Below are 26958 nucleotides of genomic sequence, written 5' to 3' on the forward strand. Positions count from 1 at the left end.
CCGTCCCCGGGAATTTGCCGGGTTACGATAACGAATCATTCAAAAACAAACAAAAGAAACCATGAAAACAACAATGCTTACCCCCAAAATGGAGCGCCAACGTAAAATGATGTTGGTGCTGCCACTGATTGTGATCCCTTTCCTGATGCTGCTTTTCTGGGCGCTCGGTGGCGGCAAAGGAAACCAGGTCAGCGCCAAAGCCGGCCAAAAAGGTTTTAACAGCAGCTTGCCCGATGCCAAACTGAAGGATAACAGCGCGCTGAACAAAATGAGCTATTATGATAAGGCGGCGCAGGACTCGGACAAGCTGAAGCAGCAAATGAAAACCGATCCCTATTATCACCCAAAAGCGGATACAGATACAGCGGGACTGTATTTTCCCCGGCTGAATCCAACCCTTAGGGGAAGTGCTTTGCCCGGGTCGATACATTCCTCCAGGTTGATCGGCGCCGGTACTGACCCTGCCGCAAACGAAGCGAAAGTTTACCAAAAGCTGGCCGAACTGCAAACGACGATCAATAAGCCTGCACTGGAAAACAAACCTGTGACGCAGGTTGCTGCGGACTACAGCAGCCCGCTGAAGAACCCGGTCGTATCCGAAGATCCGCAATTGAAGCAAATGAACAACCTGCTGGAAAAGATCCTCGATATCCAGCACCCGGAAAGGGTGAAAGAAAAGAGTGTCGGGGATAGCGCAGCGGTGGCCACGAAATTTAAGGCGATCCCCGCAATCGTTGACGGCAAGCAAAAGATCACTGAAGGCAGCGTGGTGCGTATTAAAATTCTGGATACGGTCACGCTAAGCGGGCAACTGATCCCCAAGGGCCAGTTGATCTATGGTAAAGGAATGCTGTATAACCAGCGCCTGACGCTCAACCTCAAGATTATCCGAATCGGTAACACGATACTGCCTGTCGACCTCACTGTGTACGATAGGAACGACGGTCTCGAGGGCATCGATGTCCCGGAAGCGGTTACGGGGGACGCGATGAAAGACGGGGCGGCTAGTGGTGTACAGGGCGTGGAATTCATGAGCCTCGACCCGTCGGTGACCGCACAGCTCGCCGGTGCGGGGTTGAATACCGCCAAAGGGCTTTTTTCAAAAAAAGTGAAACGCATCAAAGCCAAGCTGAAGGATGGCCACCCTTTATTGCTTAGGGTGAACAAAAACAACAGCTTTATACCGGGCCGATGAGATCTTAGGCCCGGAAATATCCCGGCTGCTTTATAACGAAAAATTAACCATTAACATTTAAAGATCATGAATGAACAAAGCTATGATTATGTAAAGAACCAGTTGCTTTACATGGGTTTCGGCGAAGAGATCGCCCAACCGTTGAAAGAGAAAATGGAGCAGGGGCTGAAAGAATTCTCTTTGCCCCATACCCGTCAGTTCGGCAAAGATCAGACTGACAGCGTGTTGTATTTTTCCAAAGGGGATGACCAGCAAAAGGACCTGACATTTTTTAACCGCTTCGACGTGACGCTGAAGCAGGGGGGGAAAGAAGACCTGAAGCAGACCTTTTTTGTCGGCCAGCAATACAATTATACCTTGCAGGAAAGGTACAACATGATGGACGGGCGCTTTGCTTACCGGGAACAGCCCAAGGTAGAACCAAAGGAGGTGAATGGGGAGATCAAAATGGTACCAACAGGGGATACCTACCTGGGCTGGAAGGGCCTTAATTTTAAGGAGAGCGATGAATACGGCAATTTCCTGCCGAAGACGATGTTCTGGAACCACGAAAAGGAGCTGAACAGGTACCCGGTCAAAGAACTGGCGGAACCATATGATAAAGCCCGTTTACTGGCTTCGATGCAAAAAGGCAATAAGGTTAATGTAACGGTCATGAAAGGGGAGGAGGAGGTCAAAGCGACCGTGGCTGCCAATCCACGCATGCAACGATTCGACTTTTACGATAGCAACGGCCAGAGCCTGATCGTCAAACCGGTTGAAAAGCAAAAGCTGGCACAAACGGAAAACCAAGGGCAGGCGCAAGGCAAACAGGATGGCGCAAAGCAGCAGCAACAGGTATCCCCAGGGCCGGACCAAAAGGAGCAAAGCCAACAAGCCGATAAAAAGGAAAGCCAAAAAGCCGGAGTCGGCGACGAGCAAAAGGCCAATTTAGCAAAGGCCAGGAAACCGGGCATCCGCGTTTAAAGGAGGTCTACCCGTGGAAAAATTCAGGCCATTATCGGGATTTTTTGAAGCCATCAGCAATGATGCCCGCATCAGTGTCGCCCATATTGGGTTGTACGCGGTGCTGCTCCACTGCTGGCAGGAGCAAGGTTTCGAAAATCCAGTGATGGCTTTTAGCCACGAGATCATGGAAAAGGCGAAAATCTCAGCCCGGGCGACCTACCTGAAATGCTTACACGACCTGAACGAGATGGGCTATATCCGTTACGAACGTTCTTATAAGCGGAATAACCGCAGCAAAGTTTTCTTAAACGTTAAATGCGGTTAATTTTTTTCCTCAGCAGCTGATTTTTTGAAGGTAATGACCATGGAAAAGATAACTTTCGAACAACTTCCGGACGCGGTTGCATTACTTTTAGAGAAAGTTGAACGTATTGAGCATTTGCTAACCGGGCAATCTCAGTGTCAGTCCGAAGATCTGCTGACAATAAAGCAGGCCGCTGACTTTCTTGACCTTGCCGTACCAACGCTGTACAGTAAGGTTTGCCGAAACGAAGTGCCGGTCAACAAAAGGGGCAAGCGGCTCTATTTTTACAAATCGGAACTGACTGACTGGGTAAAAGGGGGACGAAGGGACACTGCTTTAGAAATGATAAAAAAAATGGACTTTAAACACAGTGTCAGACGGAGAAAACCTTAAAAAAGCTGAGTTTGAAACGATGCCTATCTCCCATAATCGGCCCTGTTTAAGCCCTCAAGTTAAAGAGTTGTTCAACCATTGCATAAGCGCATTAAAAGAAGAGGCCATCAACATGATCGCCTCTTCTTTTAAATAATATAACAACTTAAAACCTCTTTTTTGCTTTGCTATTGGGTATAAGGAATTTTTGGGTAGTTTTTTTTGATTTTTTATCAGTAACCATTTGGCCGAATATTTTTTTCTGATCCGGGGTCAGCAACACATCAACCTGGTTATTGGCATCTTCATCGGCCTGTTTTATCACACTTCCCGCTTCGGGTAATCCCTTGCCATCCGCAATTTTAGTATCCCGTTCCGCAAAAATGGCGGTAATCTTTTGCACCTGTTCATCGGTTAGGTCAAGCTTTTTTTTCAGGGCCTTACATTCTTTGGCTGCCTGCTCCTGAGGGGTTTGTTTGACCCTGGCTGTTTGCTGCGCATGCGATATTGTCGTCAAGCTACTTACGATAAATAATACGGTAATAATTTTCTTCATCGTTGATGTATCTGTTTGTTTAATATGGGTGTCGTTTAAATGTTTCATAGCGTCATGCTCAGATAGTTTTAAACATTGCTCTTTTGTAATTCCGGTATTTAATATTTTCATTTCCGGTTTTATCCATTCTTCTTTGTCGCTCATTGTAACTTAATATTAATATTTAAAGTTTAGGTTCTGACTATTAACTATTACAGCAAACCGGTGTTTATTTGTTAAACATTTTCAATTTTATCCCAAACTCAAAAGTGTTGTTGGCATAAACACTTAGCGGGCCTGTATTGTTACTATAAGCTGCCATGATATCCATCGCTGCCAGGTTTACCCCAAAGGTGATGGTAAAACTCTTATTGGTATGATACATTCCACCAAAGTTGATGTTATAGTCGTTCATCGTCATCTGCGCTCCGGCATCCAGGATGTTGTCAAAACCTTTAACTCCCCGATACGCAATCTTGGGTTCCAGGGTGTAATTACTGATGCCGTTGTCAGCATGAATTTTGTAGCTTAATGCGGTAAAGAAAGTTGCCCGGTCAACCTCAAGGTTATTGTTGTTGTCATTGCTGAAGAACAAGGTCTTCATATTCGGCAGCGCTGCCTGAGCGGTAAACTTCCGGCCGGTGTATGATATCCCAAAGTCGCCGTCAACGTAAATACTGCGCTGATTAAAGTTCTGCACGGCCACATCACCCTGGTCGCCGTTCACTTTCGTATAATCGATATAGGTATCGTTTATACCTAACGATAAACCGAAGCTTAGCTTATCATCTTTATCGCTCAATGGCAGGTGATAGGCATAGGTACCCATTACCCTTGTACGATTGATCAACCCGGCATTGTCGCCACTGACATTCAAACCGAGGCCTACATTATTTCCCGAGTTATAATCCGCAGTGAAATTCTGCAGCTTAGGACCTCCGGGCACGCTTGTCCATTGTTGCTGATAACCCAGGTTGATATTCAGGCCTTGCTCCATACCTGCCATTGCCGGGTTAGCCAGGTACTGATTTTGGTAATACATGGTTTGCATGCCGGTTAATTGGGCGCTTGCCTGCTGGATACCTAGAATAAGCACCATACATAGTATGCTAACTATGGCGATCTTATTTATGCTGATATAATTTGTCATGTCTTTGCTCTTTATTCTTTTATCTTTACTCATAAACTATCGCTGTCTAAGTATGGTTACAAAACCTTTTAGCGGCGCATCCCCCGTACCCAAGTCAATCACATAATAATACGTTCCTTCAGCCAATGGCGATCCCTGGAAGGTTCCGGTCCAGTCATTGGTATAGGTGTTTTTGGTATATATCACACGCCCGGCCCTATCGTAAATGGTCACTTTATTATTCGGGTACGATTGTATATCCTTCACTATCCAGGCATCGTTCTTACCATCGCCGTTAGGTGACAGGATATTGTTTGGCTTGATGGCATCCGGTGCTGTTGCCCTGTGCACAGTAAGCGTATAAGTCAGTTTGGTAATACCATCCTGCGCGGTTGTAAATACGGTAATGATATTATCGCCGACCAGCAGGTTGATCAAACCGCTCTGGTTAGCATTTGCTGCCGGTTGTCCGTTGATCAGAATGCTTGCTGTTGCATCGGCCAATGTTGGCGTAACCGCAAACTGGCTCACCGTATTGTCAACCAGCGTAGTATATACATAAGTCGATGGTGCAAAGGCCGGGGCAAGTATACCGTTACTGATGGTCAGATTAGCCAAATTCGCGTTGCTGGATGGCGCACGGGTTACTGTGGTGGTATAGGTGATTACCGTTGTACCATTTTGTGCGGTTACGAGCGTAGTAATGATATTCGGACCAACCACCAATGGTATATTTTGCGAGGTAGTGCCGCTGATTACGATTACACCATTCACTTTTACAGTAGATGTAGGATCGGCGGTGGTTGGGGTTAAGGTAATTGATGCGACCGCGTTCGATACGCTTGCAGTGTAGCTTGTTGTCGCTTGGGCAAATACCGGGCTCAAGCTACCGGCGCTGACAGTTAGGTTAGCCAGGCTGGCGTTCCCTGATGCCGTTACTGTTAAGGTACCCGGTGTATAGCTGATGCTATAGTTTGGCGATGATGCTCCGCTTACTGTAATGGGGTAGGTGCCAACCTGCGAGGTCAATGTTGCCGTAGTTGTCAATGTTGACTGTGTAGTTAAGCTGCTGTTGGTATCACCATTCACAAAACCGATATAGGCTGCTGTTAATGCCGGGTTAGCAGTATTGATGACCTTGGTTTGGTTATTGGCCACTATGATCAACGCTGCAGGGCTTACCGTTAACACACCTGCTGTATAACTAAAAGCATAGTTATTGCTTGCCGCGCCGCTTACTGTTACCGGGTAAGTGCCTACCCCGCTGCCGGTTACCGACGTGGTTGTAATAATTGGCTGGGCAGTTAAACTGGCATTCGTATCGCCGTTTACAAATCCGGTATAGGTTACCCCCAATGTTGGGTTAGGAGCGCCGTACACTTTAGTGGCATTGCTTGCCGCAATGGTCAGTGTTGCCTGGGTAATTGTTAATATACCTGCTGTATAGCTGATGCTATAGTTATTGCTTGCCGCGCCGCTTACTGTTACCGGGTAAGTGCCTACCCCGCTGCCGGTTACCGCCGTGGTTGTAATAATTGGCTGGGCGGTTAAGCTGCCATTCGTGTCTCCGTTTACAAAACCGGTATAGGTTACCCCCAATGTTGGGTTAGCAGCGCCGTACACTTTAGTGGCATTGCTTGCCGCGATGGTCAGTGTTGCCTGGGTAATTGTTAATGTACCTGCTGCATAGCTGATGTTATAGTTGTTACTTGCCGCGCCGCTTGCGGTAATCGGGTAGGTACCCGCCGCGCTGCCGGTTACCGCTGTGGTTGTAATGGTTGGCTGAACGGTTAAACTGACATTCGTATCGCCGTTCACAAAGCCGGTATAGGTCGCTCCTAATGTTGGATTGGTTGCGCCGTATACTTTGATGGCATTACTTGCCACGATCGTAAGTGTGGCTTGGCTAACGGTTAATGTGCCTGTGGTATAGCTGATGCTATAGTTATTACTTGCCGCGCCGCCTACTGTGATCGGGTATGTTCCGACGGCGCTGCTTCCTACCGCTGTCGTTGCAACAGTCGGCTGCGTGGTCAGACTGCTATTCGTATCACCGTTCACGAAACCGCTATAGGTGACCGCCAAAGTTGGGTTGGCAGCACCGTATACTTTGGTGGCGTTGCTTGCCGCTATGGATAAGCTTGCCTGGGTAACGGTTAAAATAGCCGCTGAATAGCTGATGCTATAGTTATTACTTGCCGCGCCGCTTGCCGTGATCGGATAGGTACCCGCCGCGCTGCCTGTTACAGCCGTTGTGCTGATGATTGGCTGAGTGGTTAAGTTGGTATTCGTATCTCCGTTTACAAAACCGGTATAGGTTACCGCCAAGGTTGGGTTAGCTGCACCGTATATCTTAGTGGCATTTCTTGTCGCTATGGTTAAGCTTGCCTGGGTAACTGTTAATGTACCTGCGGTATAGCTGATGGTATAGTTATTACTCGTCGCTCCACTTGCGGTGATTGGGTAAGTACCCGCCGCACTGCCTGTTACAGCCGTGGTTGTAATGGTTGGTTGTGCAGTCAAACTGGTATTGGTATCGCCATTCACAAAACCGCTATACGTCACTGCCAGTGTTGGGTTAGCAGCGCCGTACGTTTTTAACGCATTGCTCGCAGCAATGGTTAAAGCAGTTTTGTTTACTGTTAATGTACCTGCGGTATAGCTGATGCTATAGTTATTACTGGCCGCTCCGCTCGCGGCGATCGGGTAAGTACCCGCCGCACTGCCTGTTACCGCAGTTGTGCTTATAGTTGGCTGAGAGGTTAAGCTGGCATTCGTATCGCCGTTTACAAAACCGCTATAACTGGCTGTTAAAGCAGGATTAATGGCGCCATAGTTCTTACTTTGATTATCCGCAGTAATGGATAATGCTGCTTTATTTACTGTTAAAGCCTGTGCTACCGGCGTAGCGGCGGCATAAGTGGCATCCCCAATTTGTGATGCCGTGATATTCGTACTGCCTGCCCCTACCACATGGATCAGCCCGCCTGCTGTAATGGTGGCTACTGCTGTATTACTACTGGCATAGGTAATGGCAATACCTGTATTCGTGCTGGCAGCACCCGGCGCAAAATCAACTGCACCATAGGTTACGGGTGTTAACGCATTAAAGGTAATGGTTTGCGGTATATTCTGCCGGGTTACCGATAAGGTATAAGTATTGGTTGCACCGTTTTGAGCAGTTACCATAATACTGATCGAATTAGTGCCCAAACTCAGTGGTATACTGCCCGAAGTGCCGCCGCTGGTTACCGTTGTGCCGTTTACAGTTACAGTGGCGGTAGCATCAGCCGTAGTTGGTGTAAGGGTTATCGAACTTGTTGAGCCGCTTACTATAGCGGTATAGCTGTTGGTAGCCGCTGCAAACGAAGGTGATAGTGTACCACTGCTGGTTATCAGGTTAGACAAATTATTATTGGATGACGCTGCTCTGGTTACGGTTACGGTATAAGTTCCGGTTGTGGTACCATCCTGTGCAGTCACAACTGCGGTAATGGTATTTGTACCTACATTCAGGCTGATGCTGCCCGAAGCGGTACCGCTTGTTACGGTTGTACCGTTTACTTTTACGGTGGCGTTAGCCTGGTTTACCGTTGGGGTAAGGGTTAATATTGTGGTAGCGTTACTTACCGATGCGGTATAGCTGGTGGTGCCTGCTGCAAAGCTTGGGCTTAATGAACCTGCACTTATTGCTAATCCAGACAGGGTCGGATCACTTGATACTGCCCTGGTTACCGTAATGGTATAAGTGCTCACGTTGATCCCGTTTTGCGCTGTAACTACCGTAGTGATAGTATTTGCTCCTACCGACAATGCAATACTGCCCGAAGCCGAACCACTGGCTACCGTCGTGCCGTTTACCGTTACTGTTGAAGCAGCATCCGTTACAGTTGGGCTAACCGTAATACTAGTAGTAGTGTTATTTACCGATGTGGTATAGCTGGTGGTGCCCGATGCGAAACCCGGACTTAACGTGCCTGTGCTTAGGGCCAAGTTATTTAATGTAGAAACCGATGACAAGGAAGATTTTGTGACGACTACGGTATAGGTATTGGTCGTCGTACCATCCTGTGCTGTTACGACAATGGTAACTGTATTCGATCCGGTATTCATTGTAATATTGCCCGAGGCTGTGCCGCTGGTTACTATCGTACCGTTTACTTTTACCGTGGCGGTTGCATCCGATACCGTTGGGGTTACCGTGATCGAAGGTACGGCGGTAGAAATACCGGTCGCATAGCTGGTAGTGCCTGATGCAAAAGTGGGGGTTAAGGTACCCGTACTCAGTACCAAATTTGATAGTGACGCATTACTTGATGCGGCTCTCGTTACGGTTATTGTATAGGTACCTGTTGTGGTGCCATCCTGTGCAGTTACTATCGTTGTAATGATATTGGTACCTACTGATAATGTGATATTGCCCGAAGCCGAGCCGCTGGTTACCGTTGTCCCATTCACTTTTACAATGGCGTTAGCCTGATTTACGGTTGGGGTAAGCGTTAATGTTGTGACCGTGTTACCTACAGATGCCGTATAGCTGGTCGTACTTGATGCGAAACCGGGGCTTAATGCGCCTGCGCTTATTGCCAATCCCGACAAAGTCGCATCCGATGAAGCCGCACGGGTTACGGTAGTTGTATAAGTTTGCGTAGTTGTGCCATCCTGTGCGGTTACTACGGTAGTGATCGTATTGGTACCAACCGATAATGTGATACTGCCCGAAGCTGAACCGCTGGTTACCGCTGTACCGTTCACTTTTACAGTAGCATTAGCCTGGTTTACCGTAGGGGTAAGGGTTAACGTCGTGGTGGCGTTGCTTACTGTAGCCGTATAGCTGGTCGTACCTGATGCGAAACCCGGGCTTAATGAGCCCGCACTTATTGTCATTGCCGATAAGGTTGCATCGCTTGATGCTGCCCTGGTTACCGTAGTAGTATAAGTATTAGTAGTTATGCCATCCTGAGCGGTGACTACGGTAGTAAGCATATTGGTGCCTACCGATAATGGGATGCTCGCCGAAGCCGACCCGCTGCTTATCGCGGTTCCGTTCACTTTTACGGTGGCGTTAGCCTGGTTCAATGTTGGAATAATTGTTAATGATGTAGTGGTATTAGTTACCGATGCAGTATAGCTGGTGGTGCCCGATGCGAAAGTTGGGTTCAATGTACCTGCACTAATTACCAATCCCGATAAGGTCGCATCGTTTGAAAGCCTTGTTACGGTAGTGGTATACGTATTTGTTGTGGTGCCATCCTGTGCTGTTACTACAGTAGTGATGATGTTGGCACCAACGTTCAAACTGATGCTGCTAGAGGCGCTGCCGCTGGCTACTGTGCTTCCGTTTACTTTTACTGTGGCGTTAGGTTCATTTACCGTTGAGGTAACAGTTATTGTTGTGGTTGCGTTGTTTACCGATGCATTATAGCTGGTGGTGCCTGATATGAAAGCTGGACTTAACGAACCTGCACTTATTGCCATAGCCGATAAAGTCGCGTCGTTTGATGCTGCTCTGGTTACGGTTGTGGTATAGGTATTTGTCGTAGTGCCATCTTGAGCGGTGACTACGATAGTAATCGTATTTGTACCGACATTCAGGCTAATATTGCCTGAAGCCGAACCGCTGGTAACTGATGTGCCGTTTACTTTTACAGCCGCGTTAGCCTGGTTCACTGTTGGCGTAACCGTAATACTTGTTGTGGCATTGCTCACCGATGCAGTATAGCTGGTGGTTCCTGATGCGAAAGTTGGAGATAATGCACCTGCGCTTACCGTGAAAGCTGACAAGGTCGCATCATTAGAAAACCTTGTTATTGTAGCAGTGTATGTAATGGTTGTACCATCCTGTGCCGTGACAGCGGTGGTGATGGTATTGGCCCCAACGTTCAAACCGATATTGCCCGAAGGACTGCCACTGGCTACCGGGTTTCCGTTTACGGTTAATGTGGCATTAGGTTCATTTACCGTTGGGGTAACTGTTATTGTTGCAGTGGCGTTGCTTACCGATGCGGTATAACTGGTCGTGCCCGAAGCAAAGATTGGCGATAATGTTCCACTGCTTAGGGCCAATGCCGCTAAGGTCGCGTCGCTGGATTGCGCACGGGTTATAGTTACGGTATAAGTTTTAGTGGTTGTACCATCCTGGGCAGTTACTATTGTAGTGATGGTATTTGCGCCTACCGCTAAAGCGATACTGCCCGAAGCCGAACCGCTGGTTACCGCTGTACCGTTAACTGTTACGGTGGCATTCGCCTGGTTAACTGTTGGCGCAACCGTAATGCTTGTCGTTGTATTACTTACCGATACCGTATAGCTGGTAGTTCCTGATGCGAAAGCTGGGTTTACTGTACCAGCACTTAAAGCCAAACCTGATAAGGTTGCGTCGATAGATGGTGCACGAGCAATGGTTACTATATAGGTGTTGGTGGTCGTCCCGTCTAAAGCAGTGACTACTATCGTAATAATGTTCGTACCTACATTCAGGTTAATGCTGGCCGAGGCTGTGCCACTGGCGACCGTGGTGCCGTTTACCTTCACCGTAGCGCCAGAAACAGCTGCGGTAGGTGTAACAATAACGGATGTAATATTATTCGCCGCAGATACTGTATAAGTATTTGTACCGGCATCAAAGGCTGGCGTTAATGTACCTGCGTCCAGGGATAAAGCGCTTAATGTTGCATTGGTTGAAACGATAGCGACCGCTTTGGTGGCAACGGGACTGGCTTGATATCCATCATTAACTACAAAAGAGATTGTACGACCGGTTGTTGTGGTCTGGGCATTGCCGTTAATGTATGTAACAGCCCGCAACGCCGCCTGGAACTGTGCCAGCGTGGCTGTAGACCCTGATGATGTTAACGTTAATACCCCTGTTGTGCTATTATAACTACCCGCAATATTTCCCATTGTTGTACCATCATTAGTAAATGCCAGTATATCCTCAGGGGAAACAAAGCCCGTGGTAATAGACACTGTAGCGCTGGCCAGTGTTAGCCCATTGGTCTCGGTAACCGTGACGCCCGCATCTACCGCTACCGGTGTTGAGCTGGTATTTGATTGAAAGCTTGTCGTTCCCGTAGACGTAGTGACAACCGGAGTCGATGGATTATTGTGAATAATGGAAATGGTGTTGGCTGTCTGATTAGGTACCAGAATATCAGGTTTACTGTCGCCGTCGATATCCTGAACAGCAATCACTCCGGTACCATTTCCTGTCGCGTAATCGACATTTGTGGCAAATGACGATGTTGAAAGGGTAGCGCCACTTGTGGATACGTTTCGCAATACCGAAACCTTAGATGTTCCGTTATTGCCAACTATAAGGTCGGGTTTGCCATCACCGTCCATATCCGCGATCGACACGGATTTAGGTGCGGACCCTGTATTCAATATTACCAATGGGTCAAATGTGAAATTATTAGACGTTGATGTATTGCGTAACAGGCCCACGCCAGAACCTGCCCTTAAAGTTACCGCCACATCGATCTTTCCATCGCCGTCAAGGTCGCCTAAAGTGATGTTATTAGGGCCTGTAGTTGCGAAATTGCCGGCGATAATCGTATTGGCTGCAACAGTAGGATACACAAAGGATGTGCCGTTGGTCGCAGAAAGCGCCGTTCCCGGGGCTGCGATAACGTTGCGCAGGATCCCTACCTGACCTACGCTTGAACTGTTGTTGCTGATTACAAGATCGGGTTTACCATCGCCATCGATATCGCCTACCGCCAAACCGAGTGCATTCGCAGATAGACCTGGATTGATATCAACTTTGGACGCGAAACTGAAAGTTTGTGTTGAAACACCGCCCGTCGATACATTCGTGGAGGTATTTCGTAATAAGCTGAGCGAATTTGAACTTGCACCGGCGAATGCGATGTCATTTAACCCATCTCCATCCAGGTCGGCAATGGCAATGGCTGTTACAGCGCCTGCGCTGCTTACATTCAGTGGCGTGCCAAATAAATTACCCGTTGTGGCCGTCGAGGTCGGATAGACCAGAGAAGTATTAGTAGAACTAACTACCGATCCACTCATCACCAGGTCAAGCTTACCATCTCCGTCGAGATCGCCTAAAGCGATATAAACTGCCTGAGTGGTACCGCCTGTTGGCGTCAGGGTGTAATTTGGGGTGGACGGATATGCGGTAGCATAGCCTGCAGTGGGATTGGTATGTATATAGATCGAAACGGTACGGGTTGTTTGATTTGCTACGACCATATCGGCCAGTCCGTCGCCGTCAAGGTCCCCGGTCAGGATTTGTAATGGGCCGGTTCCGGTGGCCGCGATATCCACCTTGGGATCAAAGTCAGCCGGGCTGATGCTATTCAGGGAGGTAAAAGTAGGGTTAAAGGTTAATGCCGAGGAAGCGCTCAGCCCCCTGGTTGGTACTGTTCTATTCAGGACGGAGATGGGTTGATAGCTGGCGCCTGAAGGCACGGTAACGGTCAGTTTATTGCTGGTCGCGGAGGTAACAGTCGCTTTTGTCGCGCCGAACCAAACGATATTATTAGCGGGTAGAATAGAAAATCCGTAGTTCCCGTTAATTGTCACCGATGAGCCCACAGTGCCGTTTAAAGGCGTAATAGTGGTTACTAACGGGATCGCGGGGTTATTGTGAAAAATGGAGAATTTTGTATTGGAAGTTGATGAGGTACCGATGACCAGGTCCGGCCTGCCATCACCGTCGAGATCTGCCACCGTCGGGAAACCCGGCGACGCACCCGCATTCGGAAGATCGGTTTTAATCAAAGAACTTGCACTGATCGCTCCGCTCGTGAAGTTATTGTGGAGAATAGATATGGTTGTTGCGCCGTTGTTATTGGCCACGATATCCGGTTTCCCATCACCGTCGATATCACTGATCACAGGCAGGCCAAAGGAACCGCCCGCTCCTGTGGCGAAGATCACAACAGCATCGAAAGAGAATGTCCCTGTCCCTGTATTGTTGTTTCTAAATACGCTGAGGTTGTTGGTATGGGTATTAGAAACGACCACGTCAAGTTTACCATCGCCATCGAGGTCACCAAGAGCGATCCCGTTACAGATCGGATTGGAAATGCCGGAAAGAAAAGATATCGGCGAGGCAAACGTAGCAGTTGCTATCGTGCCTGCCGATGCCATTGCATTTCGGAAGATATAGAAACTAATACCCGTACTGTTGCTCACCACACCATTTACAACCACGAGTTCAGGTTTGCCATCACCATCCATATCTCCCATGGTCACAAAGTTTGCTGACAAACTGCCACTGCCGGTGCTGAAAGTTACGCCATTTGAAAAGATAGCAGCTCCGGTTGCCAACGTTTTATTTTGAAAAACATAAACGTTATTGGATGAACCGCAGGCTGCGATTTCCGGTTTGCCGTCACCATCAATATCATTAACCGCTACGGAAAAAGGTTGGATACTTCCGGTAGCCAATAACACCGGTGAAGCGAAACTGATATTGGCACTTCCCGAACCTGTTGAAGTATTTAATAAAACAGATACGTTGTTAGAGGTGCTGTTAGCAGTGATCAGGTCCGGTTTACCATCGCCATTAAGATCAGCGGTGGTAATAAATATGCCGGCCGTTCCCCCTGTTGCGTACGTTTGTGCCGCTGTGAAAGTGCCGGGTGAAGCCGGGTTGTTGAGGTAAATGGTAATATTACCGCCTGTCGGATTGACCACAGCGAGATCGGTGAAACCATCGCCGTCAAAATCACCAGCCACTGACATCCTTGGATAAGTACCTGCGCCGTTATCGGTTAATATCGGATTATCAAAATCAGCGGGCGCATAGGTGCTTTTTTTCGAAGCGAAACCCGGGTCAAAAGGTAAAGCCGAATATCCGGTCAAATTACTGGCTGTTACGCAGATCGGCTGGTAGGTCGCCCCCGCCGGAACGGTCACAATAAGTTGTGTCGCTGAAGCTGACGTTATGGTAGCCTTTGCCGGGCCGAAATTAACCGTGCTGGCAGTCGTACTGAAATTATTTCCATTAATGGTAACACTTGTTCCTATAGCGCCGGTATTTGGCGAGAAAGAGCTGATCACTGGTGCCTGGGCAAAAGCCCCGTTCACATTTGCGAGCAACAAAAGGAATAAAAATACGGGGTAAATTTTCTTCATAAATCAATAGTTGGTTTAATTGGTTAAAAGGCAAACAAGGGCGTGCCGGGACTTTGATATCCACGCAGAACGTGTACCCGCAGTACACCGCCTGCTACCCAAGCGCAAAATTTCCGCAACAAGGCTGTGATTCTTAATCTCATGGCTATAAATCGGTTTTAATCGGAAAGCACCGGTCGCACGAATAAATGCGAACGCGCCATCTTTATTGGTTGTACCAAAATTAGGGTGCCAGCCTACTTCGCTTCCTATAAAATCCTCTCAAAAAACCCTGAAAATTGTATCTGTTATTCTTGAAGTACGAAGCGTATAAATAGTTAAATAGCAAAAAAACCGGGTTTAGCCTGGAAAAAATGCCATTTATTTGAATAGATGATGTTTTACGCAACGCCGAAACGCGACCTGCGTGCAAGTTTTTATCGATATCAGTTCGTCGATAATTTAGATCCGTCACCTGTTGTGATCTCATTATCCGACCAGTGCCAGTTTTGCACAAGTTTGATATCGCCCGCCGTAACGGAGGTGCCAATTAACCTGGTAAAAAAGAAATCACACAAAGGTGATTCCTGCAGGCCACTGGCATTAACGATCTTTTGAGCATTGTTCACACAAATGTCAGAGATATGGACATCTTTAAAATGTGGTATCCCTTTGGATATCGGTTCAATCCTCATCAGAACCGTTTTCCAATGAGCCGGTAAGGAGTCGGCCCTGATACCGGCAGGATATTCATTGTGGGTAAAACTTGGGTTTTGATAGAGGCTCAACTGAAAAGCAGTTCCCACGTCATTCATTACGACATGTGTTAGCGTAATATCCTCTGCACCGCCACCACGTGTTGCTGCCGCTTTCATATTGAATCCATTTTTGGTGCCATAAGCGGTCATGTCCGTCGCGTAGATGTGCCTGATAAATCCCGCTGTCTCGCTTCCTATGGTGAGCAGCCCGGCGCCCTTCCTGGCTACACAATGGCGAAAAACAACGTACTCTGTAGGTTTATTAACCCTTAATCCATCCCAATCCCTTCCTGCTTTCAGGCAGAAATTGTCATCGTTACAATCTATATCACAATTTTGCACCAATGCGAAAGTCGATGAATCGATATCGATACCATCGGTCGAAGGTCCGGTACCATCAATATTATTGCGTATGGTTAGCCCATCAATGGTCACATGATGCGAGTAAGTCACCTGAACCGTCCAAAATCCGGCCTGGCTTATTGACAATCCCTTCAGGGTAATGTCCTGGCTATTATACAATAATATCGTCCTGGGGCGCTTCACGTCCCAATCGACGACCCAACGCATGTTGATCTTTTCGTACTCCTTTCTGGTTTTCCAATAGAGATCCCAAAATGGTTTTGCCTGAGCATTGATTGCGCCTTCCCCTTCAACACATGCCTGATGTTGCCCAATGATGTTAATAAGCGCAGCGGGCCATTTCATTTCTATCCCGGCTACGCGCGTATCGATCTCGGGATAATCCTTAATATTCTGACTGCCAATGAGCACGACGTCTTTGTCAATATCCAGGCAAACGCCCGATTTGACAAATATCGATCCTGTTAAATACCGACCGGGCCGAAAACGTACAATCCCGCCACCTTTCGCTGCACAAAGATCAATTACATGTTGTATGAGCGAGGTGCTGATGTGAGCACCTGTCTCTGGATCTTCATTGTTTCCGATCCAGTAGACAGTTTTTTGCACCGGTGCGACTCTTGCGCCGACTGTTTTTACCCAATCCGGCTCTTTGTCAGCAGCGGCGGCATTGGCCATAGTTATAGGCATAACAAGCAGCCATAGCAATTTTTTAATATTCATAATGTCTTAATAAAAGGTTTATATATGCCTCAGGGCGGTTAATAATTGTAAAAACTACAGCTAAAACGGCAATGCCGGTTTAACCAATGCCGAGATCCAAAAGATCAACGCGGGCCACTTTACGGATCTGTTGGTTTCTTAAACCGAATCACGTATGATCATTTTTAAAGTAACCTCCACTTTGCCTGATTTGTGGGTCAGCGCTTGCGTAGCAATCGATCGCGCGATCCGCTGCTGGTCAATGGCAACCACCGTAATGCCGAGCAATTCTTTGAAAATGGTGTCGCCGGCCGATATGATGCCGATCTCATTTCCCGCTGTGAGGCGGGAGAGTTTGACCGCTTTCAATAATTCACTCAGTTCAGTCTCACACATCATGATGTAAACGGTACCTGCGACAGGCCTTAAATTTTCAAAAGTGAACAGGATATCAAATTCCATTCCTGCAGATTTGCAAAAGCGCTTTACCGCTCTTTTGATCTCTTCTGCATTTTCGCAACCATTCGGACAAACAACACTTATTTGTTTGTATGCTGATAGTAAATGTTTGGAGGTGTTTAAGATGTTAAACATATCCGTCTCGATATCGTGTACCACCAAACCATGGACTGGTGGTGTATTAGGGTCTTTGGTTAACACGATGCACCTTTCAGGAGGTACTTTGCCAATCACCCGATTGAAATTTTCCCTGGCCTGTTCTGTCGCGAAGTTTGATGCAACGATAAAATAGTCATAAGTATTCAGCCTGGTATCGACCAGCTCTTCCAATATAGACAGATTATCCTGATAGATCTGAAGGTCTATTTTTCCCTGGTGCCTGAAGGCTGTGACAAGGGCATCGTATAACTGTTTTTTATTATCGCCAAAGTTGTTGAACAATAACAGGACACGAACCCTGGTCTCGGGCTTTTCCAACACGTAATAGCCACGGCCTTGCATCGCTGTGATTATGCCAACCTTTTTTAACTCGCCGTATGCTTTTTCTACTGTATCACGCGCTACTGCATAGGTAGAGCTGTAATCGTTGATCGACGGAAGGCGCTGATTCACTTTGTATACCCCTTTACTGATATCCATCGCAATAGACCCCGCTATTCTTTTGACCAAGGTTTTGCCGCCAAAATATGCTGACTTTTCGTTTCTCATTTCTAATAAAATAACATCAATACCAGGCGACCATACAGCCAATGATATGTAGCTTATGTTGTTCGTCCATCCATCAGCGTGACCAAGAGCGAAAGATAGCTTGGCGACCAACTTCTAATCGGTTTATCGTCATTCAAATTTAGTCAGGCCTATCTACCTACAACTGTAAATTAGTATCATAATACCATAAAAAACATATCTGCACTTCCTTATTGTCCTGATTTACGTCCCCCGCAATGTCAACAGATCCCGATTTGATTACTTAATGAAAAAGAAGTAAAGTCAACATAAAAACTGAAACTTGCAGGATACCCATAAATGCAGATCAAACCAGTGGTTGTTTCAGATCTGTATCATGAAGGCTATTTTTTTTGCGGTTAATGCAACCTGTAAAATTGTATCAAAAAGCAGTCTCATTTTGGCGATTTTTCACCAATAGCCATTTTAAACGCATGTTTATGCAGAATAAGGGTACCTGCCAGTCAAGGAGGATACAAAACGGGGGGGCACCAAAAAGGTATTTTGACTATATTTGAGAACCGATAAACTAGAGTACCGAGCGTTTTGCAGATGGGAAGAATACCGTTTTTAAGATTTACCGCATTTATTCTGGCGTTATTGACCTGTCTGGGATTAAGCGGGCAAGCGCAGGACCTTCAGTTGAAGTTTGAACATATCAATTCCGACGACGGGCTATCGCAAAATACAATCAATGCGATAGCGAAGGATAAATATGGTTTTATGTGGTTCGGTACGGAATCGGGACTGTGCCGTTATGACGGCTACAAGTTCAGGATATACCGGCATGATGCAAAAGATCCCCACAGTATTACCGGCAACAAGGTACTGGATGTGGTGACTGATGAACACCAGACCCTTTGGATACAAACGTTTGAACAGAATGTCGTTTGCAGATATAATTACAAAACGGATGATTTCGAACGTATACCCAGCAACAAAATATCACCAGCCTTGTTGAACCTGATACGGAAGGGTAATCCTTTTCTTAGCCCGGAGTTCACGGCGAAGCACTATAATTGGTCCGTTGATCGGACGAGCAACTCCCTTGTTCAACAGTATCTGCCTACAGGAAAAGAGGTACATTACAGTTACAATTCCATGAACCCATGGTCACTTAATTCTCCCTACGTCAGCAGGATATTTTTTGATAAAGACCAAATCCTATGGGTCGGCACCTATAATAATGGCATTAATAAAGCTAATGTTGATGCTAAACCGTTCCACTATTTCTACCATGATAATCAAAATTCGAATTCAATTGCTGATAACGACATAGGTGCTTTTTCGGAAGACAGGAAAGGGAATATTTGGGTTGGCACGAGATATAAAGGAATAAGTGTTTTTTCACCATCAGGTAAATTTTTTCACTTACGTTCGGGTGCCGCGAATAATGGTTCGGCGGCAAGCAATAAGATCAGAGTAATTTTTAGTGATTCTCATGGAAATATCTGGGTCGGTTCGCGCGGTGGGCTTGACCGTTATACTGATTCAAACGCTGAGGTTAGGCATTATGAACAAGCTGGCCTTAAGGGCACTCCGGTGTATGGTGCGGGCGAGGATGGGGAAGGCGATGTATGGTTCGCCACCTGGAAGGGTGTTTACAAGTACTTTTTCAAGGGCGACTCAATTCACCATTTCGATTTTTCCTTTGGAAAGTATAACCGGTTAAAAACGGTGGTGACTGATGATAAACGTCGTATTTGGATAGGTACTGAGGGGGGCGGCGTGTTAGCTTTTACGGAAGCAACTGATGGCAGACTCCAATTAGTGCGTAAGCTTACACATAATGATGGCGATGAGAACACAATCAGCGATGATCGGATCACTATAATTTTCAAGGACCATTCAGGGTATTTATGGTTTGGTACCGGTTACGGTCTCGATCGATATGATCCCCAAACCAGCCGTTTCCTCCACTTTACGGTATCACCGAACGGTATCGCTGACGTAACTATCGCGGGTATAACCGAAGATAAAGGAGGTTCCATCTGGGTAAGCCATAAAAAGGGGATCTCGGAGATTAACGGGAAAACGCTCAGTGTAAAAAATTACTCAGTTTCTGATGGGTTGCAGGGTAAAGAATTTTCTGAAGGAGCGGTCATGAGAAGCCGGTTTAATGGTATGATCTACTTTGGGGGGAACAACGGGTTTAACTCTTTTTCCCCGGATAGTATCAAAGCAGAGCCTGGTCCACCGCCTGTTCTTTTAACCGAACTACAAATACTTAATAAACCGGTTAATGTCAATATGGAGGTGAACGGCAATACCATCCTTAAAAGGCCGCTTTATCTTACTGATGGGATCGAACTGACTTACCGTGATAAAAGTCTCGCTATTGAGTTCGCCGCGCTTAATTTCAGGAACCCATCTGCCAACAGGTATGCCTACATGCTCGAGGGATTTGATAAGGATTGGATCTTTACGGACGCCTCGCACCGGATGGCGACCTATTCTAATCTTGATCCAGGCACTTATACTTTTAAAGTTAAGGCCGCTAACGGCGAGGGTATATGGAATGCCCGGCCAAGGGTTTTGCAAATACGTGTTTATGCGGCGTGGTGGGCAAGCACTATTGCTTATGTGTTTTATAGCCTGATCATGGTGAGCCTCTTATTTGCCTTTTACTATTATTCAATCCGATTTGCAAGGCTTAAAAGCAAATTGGAATATGAGTCAATCCTCCACGAGAATGAGAATGCGTTACATGAGCGGAAGATCCAGTTCTTCACCAATATTTCACACGAGATAAAGACCCCATTATCATTGATCTTAGCGCCTATAGACCATTTATTGGCGATCGCGAAAGACAATAAGCAAATCGGGGAACAACTGAGAACGATGAAAGCCAGTGGGGACAGGTTGTTAAAAATCGTGACCCAATTGCTGGATTTCAGAAGGTTGGAAACTGGCCATGAACAACTGGAACTCCAATATTCTGATATCGCTTCCCTGATCAGAAATATTGTCGCGTCTTTTCATACGGTCGCCGCCGAAAAGAAGATACAGTTAAGCTGTTCGCTACCTGAAAAAAGTATCCCCTGGTGGTTTGATGCAGATAAGATCGAGATTGTTTTGAATAACCTGTTATCCAACGCTTTTAAATTTACGCCTGAGGGTGGACTAATCAAAGTTGAATTACACGTAATGCAGGATGGTGAGCAATTACTGATCCGGGTGACCGACAATGGCACCGGAATTTCTGCCGAAGAAGCCGGCCGCATATTCAAACCATTCGAGCAGGGTTCAAACCGCCGAAGCGGTGGTACAGGCCTGGGTTTATCCTATACCAAGGCACTGGTCGATTTACATGGTGGTCAAATTATGCTAGAAGATCATCCAGGGGAACACCTGACTTGTTTCCAGATTTCCTTGCCAAAAATTCAAAATGGAGGAGGCCGGGACGTTAAATCCGGCATTACTGAATATCCTGTCTATTCCGTTATTGAACTTCCCATTCCTGAAATGCTTGAATCGCCCATTGAAGAAAATGCACTACTGATCGATGGGAAATCTCCTTTGTTGCTTCTGGTAGAGGATAATGATGAAATGCGCAAATACCTCAAAAATTATTTTGCTTCCTTTTATCAGGTTTCCGAGGCGAGGAACGGGATTGAAGGATTGGACATGGCAAGGGCGAAGATACCAGATATCATTGTAAGCGATGTGATGATGCCGGAAATGGATGGCATGGAATTTTCCCGGCGCTTAAAAAGCGATACGCTGACCAGTCATATCCCGGTAATCTTGTTGACAGCTAAGGCACCGATCGAATACCAGATCGAAGGCATCGGGTCCGGAGCTGATGATTATATCGTCAAGCCTTTTGACTTAACATTACTCACCCTTAAAATGAGGAATATTCTTTTGTCCCGTTTAAGACTGCGCGAGAAATACAGGACGCGTCTTCAGGTGCAAAGTAATGCGGTAAGCCCGGCTTCTCCTGATGAGAAGTTATTAAAAAAGGTAATGGATATCATTGACGGACGGATAGGGGATCCTGACCTGAATAATGACGAGATCGCAGAGAAAGTTGGAATGAGCAGGGCGCAATTCTACCGGAAGATCAAAGCGTTGACCGATTTGACGCCTACCGACCTGATCAAGGAGCTGCGTATGAACCGCGCTCGGGAATTACTGTTGAATAAGAAATTCAATGTTAACGAGATATCTTATATGGTTGGCTACACCGATACCGATTATTTCAGAAGGTGTTTCAAAGGACACTTTGGTGTACCGCCGTCGGAATTTTTGAAAAAATCGGTATGACGAGGGGGGCGAATAAATGGATAATCTGATCATATGCTCAAATCAAATAAATAAGCCCGGTGGATTTGACCGGGCTTATTCGTATTATTACCAATTAAAAGGCAGGTAGTAATCACCTGAGGAAAGTTTCGCCTGGGCAGCGCCGGCCGCTGCGCCGAAACCATCCCTGTTAAGGCGATCTGCTACTTTATTCGCCAAAAAAGATGGGTCATTCCGTCGCAGCGCTATTCTTAGCAAATCAGGCCAACGCTGCCCTTCATAGGCCAATGTTAACGCCGATTCTTGGATCAGTGCGTCTTCCAAACCTTGGGTGTTCGTTGCCAGGCTGTAATTCAGGTCGGTCAAATACGCTCTTCCGCGGATACCAGTATTTTGATACCAGGAGCTACGATAGCGTGGCGCGTCACCCTGTCTGGCATCAAAATCGTAAGGGGGACTATCAAAGGTTTGCTCAATGTTTGTCACATCGGTCGGTAGGGGATAAAGTGTAACGGGGTTGGGATAAACACCATTGAATATATTTTTGATCCCTGAGTTTAGCATCGCGAACGCCAATTTACCGCGGCCGTCGCGATTCGCGGCTTCAGCATAATGAAGGTTTAGGGTTTCAGCGCGGTAAAGAAACCATTTGCCGTTTTGTTGCAGGATCTTAATCGGAGCGAAGCTGTTCGCATCGAGGTAATAATAGAGATATTTAACGATCACGGGGTTACCATTGATGACTTTATACGTGAATGGCCCCCGTTGGTCGAAAGGAAATCCGTTCAATTGAGTTTGGCTGTTCCAGTTGCTGATTGCATTTTGCGAAGGCTGAACAAGGTAACGACCACCCTGATTAGAAAAAAGATCGATGAACGGGTCTACAGGGGAAAAGTTACTGTCGAAGGTCATCGCCCACAACCATTCCGTATCGTAAAGAGCGTCCTGGGGCCTGGCAAATATCGATCGCCAACCTTGCGTATTACTGTTAATGAGCGAATTGATATCGAAGGTGCGGTTACGCAAATAACCTACAGTCAGGTCGTTATTATTAGCGATATCCGCCATCGCTATTTTATATGTTTGGTATCCGGTAGTGATATTACTGTTATTGGTCTGGTATTCCATTACGATCCGGTATTGCCGCGCTGCCTCTTTGAAATTCGTTCCCTGCCATAAGTATAGATCGCCCAGCAGACAGCGTTTGCTGATGAAATTATATTTTGTGAGATAACCATCGGCCGTGGTAACTAACGATGTACTCGGATTGCTCGTGGTAGATGTGGTTGCGCTATATGGTTCCAGGTAAGGTAACGCCGCAGTAAAGGTAACCAAGCTATCGATCAGCGATTTGAATGGAACCCTTTCGAATTTCGAGGTATTCTTCAGGTCATTGATGTTAGCCAACGGCTCAGTCACGTAGGGAACTGAACCAAAATGAATACCCAATTGCAAATAAAGAAAGGACCTTAGCGCACCCACATCAGAGTATCTTTGATCAAAATCGGATTGATTGATCTTATTGGCTGCGAGCATCAATTTCAGGTTATAAAGTACGTCATTACAATTGACGATCACTTTATAAAATGGGCGTGGATCTGCCCAGGGATTGCCTGCAGTAACTTTATGCTGGCTGATCTCAAGTAAATACTTATCCGAATTTGGCGTCGTCTCCATCAGGTCGCCCCTTAATTCGTTCAGCACGACATATTGCTCTGCCAGCTTCATAAACTGGCCGTAAATTCCTATCACCGCTGCGTTAACATCATAAACGTTCTGATAGTTATTTGTAATATCAACCTCGCTCTTTGGCTGGAGGTCAAAAGCTTTTTTACAAGAAGTGAGGGCCGTACCTAAAATGATCAGGATCGCCAGCACCAAATGATTATTCGTATATTTTTTCATGTCTGTTTTTCAATAATGAAACCTATAAGCCCAGGCGTACACCAAGCTGTAGTGATCTGAATTGCGGTTCAAGTCCTGTATCGATTCCCTGTGTCAATACGCTTTCGGTAGCACTGAATTCCGGATCGTAACCCAGGTATTTAGTGAAAGTGAAAAGGTTGTTACCCGTTACATAGCATTTGAACGACCTTACTCCTTTAATTTTAAACGGCACGTCGTATGCAAGCGTGGCCGTGCGCAACCGGAAATATGAACCATCTTCGATCCAGCGGTCAGAGAAACGGGAGTTACCGATCGCATCACCAAAGTTAGCTCTTGGTACCGCTGTAATCTGTCCGTCAGCCCTCCAGCGGTTGTTCACCGCGAGTGACTGATTTTCAAAACCGCTTTCCGATTCGATTGAGCGGCGCACGTAATTATAATTGCTTCCGCCCTTACTGAACGTGAACAGTACACTCAGCGTAAACTTGCTATAGGTGAACGTCGTATTAATGCCACCGAAGAAATCCGAGTTTGGATCGCCGATCACCTGCATATCCCGGCTATCAATAACCCCGTCGCCATTGTTATCTACGAACCGAACATCACCCCCCTTCGGCGAAAATGGTAATCCCCCATTACCAAGGACAGTTAATCCGGATGCTGTTGCTTCCGCATTGGTTGTATAAACGCCATTGGTTTTATATCCATAGAATAAATTCGCGGCACTACCTACCTGTGTTACCACGTTCGCGCCCGCATAAGTCGTGGTCATGCTGTTGTTTGGAAGCGCCGTGATCACATTACTGTATTTTGCTATATTAAGCCCCAAATCCCATTTCATCTTCGGTTTATTGATCAAACGTGCGCCCAGGGAGAGTTCCAGGCCTCTTGTTCGCATGGCTCCTGCATTGTCAACCGCATAGTCGAACCCCGTATAGGCCGAGGCCGGATCGTTAACCAACATATGGGAGGTGTTATTTTGATACATATCAAATGTGATGTTTAACCTGCCTTTTAATAACGCCGCATCGAAACCGAAATCGACTTTTTTATTCAATTCCCATTGCAGGTTGGGATTTGCAATGTTTCCCCGGATCAATCCCTGCTGGCCCAGTAAATTCTGTGAAATGTAGTATTGCCTTGCGGCATAGTTTCCTATATCATCGTTCCCAGTAAGACCGTAGCTTGCGCGTAACTTCAGAAACTCCACAAAACTCAGTCGGGACATATAGCTCTCGGAAGATATCAGCCAGCCAATAGATAATGATGGCAATATAGCCATTTGCAACCCACCGATACTTAACGCGCCCGGGATATTGGAGCCGAAACGGGATGAACCGTCAACTGCCATATTATAGGAAATAAAATATTTGTTGAAATAATCATAGTTCAAGCCCATGTAAGTGTTGAGCCAGCGCCAATCGCCTAATTCCCCGCCGGTAGATCGCTGCAGGTTTGTACCCGTTCCTACGCTGATGAACTGGTCGGTCGCTGAATTCGCGCCCTGGGCAAACATTGCCGAAGTTTCAGTATCCATGAACCGGAAACCGATGTTGCCGCTGAAATGATGCACAAGGTTGAACGTACGGTCGTAACTGTAATGGGTGTCGTTAGTGATGCTGAATAGGCGTTGCACCTGGCTACCGAGCCTGCTGTATATGATCGCGTTCCTGCTGGTATCGGGAGTGATACCTGCGCGCGGGATAAAGTAGGTTTCCCTCGCTTTTCCATAAGTGATACCAATTGCGGATTGCAGGGATGAAAAGCGATTTAGTTTATATTTAAAATTCACATTTCCAAAAAAACGATATGTTTTAGAGACCTCATTAGCCGTATCGATCAAGATGGCAGGGTTACCCACGTTAAAAAGATCCAGGTTGGACAAGTTCGGGGACTCTACACCAGCCGCATTTACTTCGTGCAAACGCGCAAGAGGCGATTTGATCAGCGAAAGTGAGATCGGGTTTGTTGCAGGCGCCTGACCCTGGTCAAACAGCTTTTGCTCATTGTAATTAAACGAAAGGTTCGCATCTACCGAAAAGCTTTTGGATAGGTTAAGGTTTGCATTGAAACGGGTGCTGTAACTATCTAACGGAGTGTTCCTGGTAACCCCCTCATCACTGCCATAGCCCATTGAAAGTGTATATTTGGCGATGTTATCCCCGCCGGATACCCGCAGGTAATAATTGGAACTGTAGCTAGTTTTGAACACCTGCTTTTGCCAGTCTGTATTGTTATGATATGCCGCATAATTCGCCGATGTCGGATCATCGTTATAATACGGAGTCGCTTGAATGGCCGCGTCGTTCATTCCTGTTGAACGCAGGATATCGCCGAGAAAAACCCGATAATCAGCCGCCTGCATCACAGGTAATCCTCTCGGCCGGAAATTAAAGCCACCCGAAACCCCGAAATCGATATGTGTCGCCAGATCGTTGGTATGGCCGGTGGTGATCAGGATCACGCCGTTTGCGGCTTTTGTTCCGTAAACAGATGCGGCATCCCTGATGACCGTAAAGTTATCAATATCATTAAAATTAATATTAGATAATGGGTTGTTGCTGTGTCCCTGGATCAATGACGTGCCAAATTGCGCATTATCGTAGATCATTCCATCAACGATGACTAGGGGTTTATTGGTCGCGTATAAAGACGAGTACCCCCTCAAAAAAAGATCTGCACCGATGTTCGGCGTACCTGATCTCCTGATCGCATTCAATCCCCCGATCCGGCCCTGCAAATACGAATCGGCGGTCTCCCGTTTGGTATCCCATCCTCCATTGGTATTGACAGAAGCAACAGAACCGGTCAGCGAATTGAGTTTTGCTTCGCCAAAAGGCATTACTGCTTTACTGTAAACAGAATTATATCCATCTTCGAACAGCACCGTAGTAACATTCTTTCTACCTTTAAGCGCCACATCTTTGGTTTGATAACCTTGTCCGCTGATCGTTAGAACAGATGAGAAGTACGGCGTTTTGATCGTAAAGTTTCCTTTTTCATCGGTGATCGCTGCTGAATAACCAGTTATTGCGATATTGATCCCAGATACAGGTTTGCCCGTTACGGCATCCATGATCTTTCCTGTTACCCTTTTAATGCTGTCTTTAGCCGTTTTAGCAGGTCCAATCTTACTGGCTTTTGTCGAATCCTGTTGCTGTGCCAAAAGTGCTCCCGATACGAGGAGAAGTCCGATTACGGCAAAAAGGAATTTTATTGAATTTATAGTTTTATACATGGTTCGGT

Annotated in this window: 12 protein-coding genes; 5 read left to right on the top strand and 7 right to left on the bottom strand. The window is 46.5% G+C overall.

What is annotated here, in order from left to right; genetic code table 11:
• Nucleotides 1-61: 61 nt before the first annotated feature.
• The 4 genes from KXQ82_RS04525 to KXQ82_RS04540 all read left to right on the top strand — a co-directional run bounded on the left by KXQ82_RS04525 (nt 62) and on the right by KXQ82_RS04540 (nt 2840).
• On the top strand, nt 62-1195 hold the full coding sequence (locus KXQ82_RS04525) for a conjugative transposon protein TraM (protein WP_219486974.1): 1134 nt from the start codon (nt 62-64) through the stop codon (nt 1193-1195).
• 66 nt (nt 1196-1261) lie between these two features.
• The gene (locus tag KXQ82_RS04530) at nt 1262-2161 is read left to right on the top strand and encodes a hypothetical protein (protein ID WP_219486975.1); all 900 of its coding nucleotides are present in this window, start codon (nt 1262-1264) and stop codon (nt 2159-2161) included.
• 13 nt (nt 2162-2174) lie between these two features.
• Entirely contained in the window at nt 2175-2468 is a 294-nt protein-coding gene (locus tag KXQ82_RS04535) for a hypothetical protein (RefSeq protein WP_219486976.1), read from the top strand.
• A gap of 39 nt (nt 2469-2507) precedes the next feature.
• Nucleotides 2508-2840, top strand: a complete 333-nt coding sequence (locus tag KXQ82_RS04540) for a helix-turn-helix domain-containing protein (protein ID WP_219486977.1) — start codon at nt 2508-2510, stop codon at nt 2838-2840.
• Nucleotides 2841-2985: 145 nt separating this feature from the next.
• Here KXQ82_RS04540 and KXQ82_RS04545 read toward each other — a convergent pair whose 3' ends face one another.
• From KXQ82_RS04545 to KXQ82_RS04565, 5 genes are all read right to left on the bottom strand, one after another.
• On the bottom strand, nt 2986-3519 hold the full coding sequence (locus tag KXQ82_RS04545; RefSeq protein WP_219486978.1) for a hypothetical protein: 534 nt from the start codon (nt 3517-3519) through the stop codon (nt 2986-2988).
• Nucleotides 3520-3583: 64 nt separating this feature from the next.
• Nucleotides 3584-4537: a PorP/SprF family type IX secretion system membrane protein gene (locus KXQ82_RS04550; RefSeq protein ID WP_219486979.1), complete on the bottom strand. Its 954-nt coding sequence runs from the start codon at nt 4535-4537 to the stop codon at nt 3584-3586.
• Nucleotides 4538-4540: 3 nt separating this feature from the next.
• Nucleotides 4541-14590 (bottom strand): cadherin-like beta sandwich domain-containing protein, encoded by a 10050-nt coding sequence (locus KXQ82_RS04555; protein ID WP_219486980.1) that lies wholly within the window; start codon nt 14588-14590, stop codon nt 4541-4543.
• Between the two features lie 425 nt (nt 14591-15015).
• A complete protein-coding gene (locus KXQ82_RS04560; RefSeq protein ID WP_369412425.1) occupies nt 15016-16299 on the bottom strand; it encodes a glycoside hydrolase family 28 protein in 1284 nt (427 codons plus the stop codon).
• Between the two features lie 252 nt (nt 16300-16551).
• Nucleotides 16552-17559 carry a GntR family transcriptional regulator gene (locus KXQ82_RS04565; protein ID WP_219486982.1) on the bottom strand — a complete coding sequence of 336 codons (1008 nt, stop codon included), beginning with the start codon at nt 17557-17559 and terminating at the stop codon, nt 16552-16554.
• 570 nt (nt 17560-18129) lie between these two features.
• Here KXQ82_RS04565 and KXQ82_RS04570 point away from each other — a divergent pair.
• Nucleotides 18130-21846, top strand: a complete 3717-nt coding sequence (locus KXQ82_RS04570; protein WP_219486983.1) for a hybrid sensor histidine kinase/response regulator transcription factor — start codon at nt 18130-18132, stop codon at nt 21844-21846.
• Between the two features lie 87 nt (nt 21847-21933).
• Here KXQ82_RS04570 and KXQ82_RS04575 read toward each other — a convergent pair whose 3' ends face one another.
• The gene (locus KXQ82_RS04575) at nt 21934-23730 is read right to left on the bottom strand and encodes a RagB/SusD family nutrient uptake outer membrane protein (protein WP_219486984.1); all 1797 of its coding nucleotides are present in this window, start codon (nt 23728-23730) and stop codon (nt 21934-21936) included.
• Nucleotides 23731-23752: 22 nt separating this feature from the next.
• Nucleotides 23753-26950 carry a SusC/RagA family TonB-linked outer membrane protein gene (locus tag KXQ82_RS04580; RefSeq protein WP_219486985.1) on the bottom strand — a complete coding sequence of 1066 codons (3198 nt, stop codon included), beginning with the start codon at nt 26948-26950 and terminating at the stop codon, nt 23753-23755.
• Nucleotides 26951-26958 lie beyond the last annotated feature (8 nt).

It is taken from the genome of Mucilaginibacter rivuli (assembly GCF_019391655.1).
Taxonomy (GTDB): domain Bacteria; phylum Bacteroidota; class Bacteroidia; order Sphingobacteriales; family Sphingobacteriaceae; genus Mucilaginibacter; species Mucilaginibacter rivuli.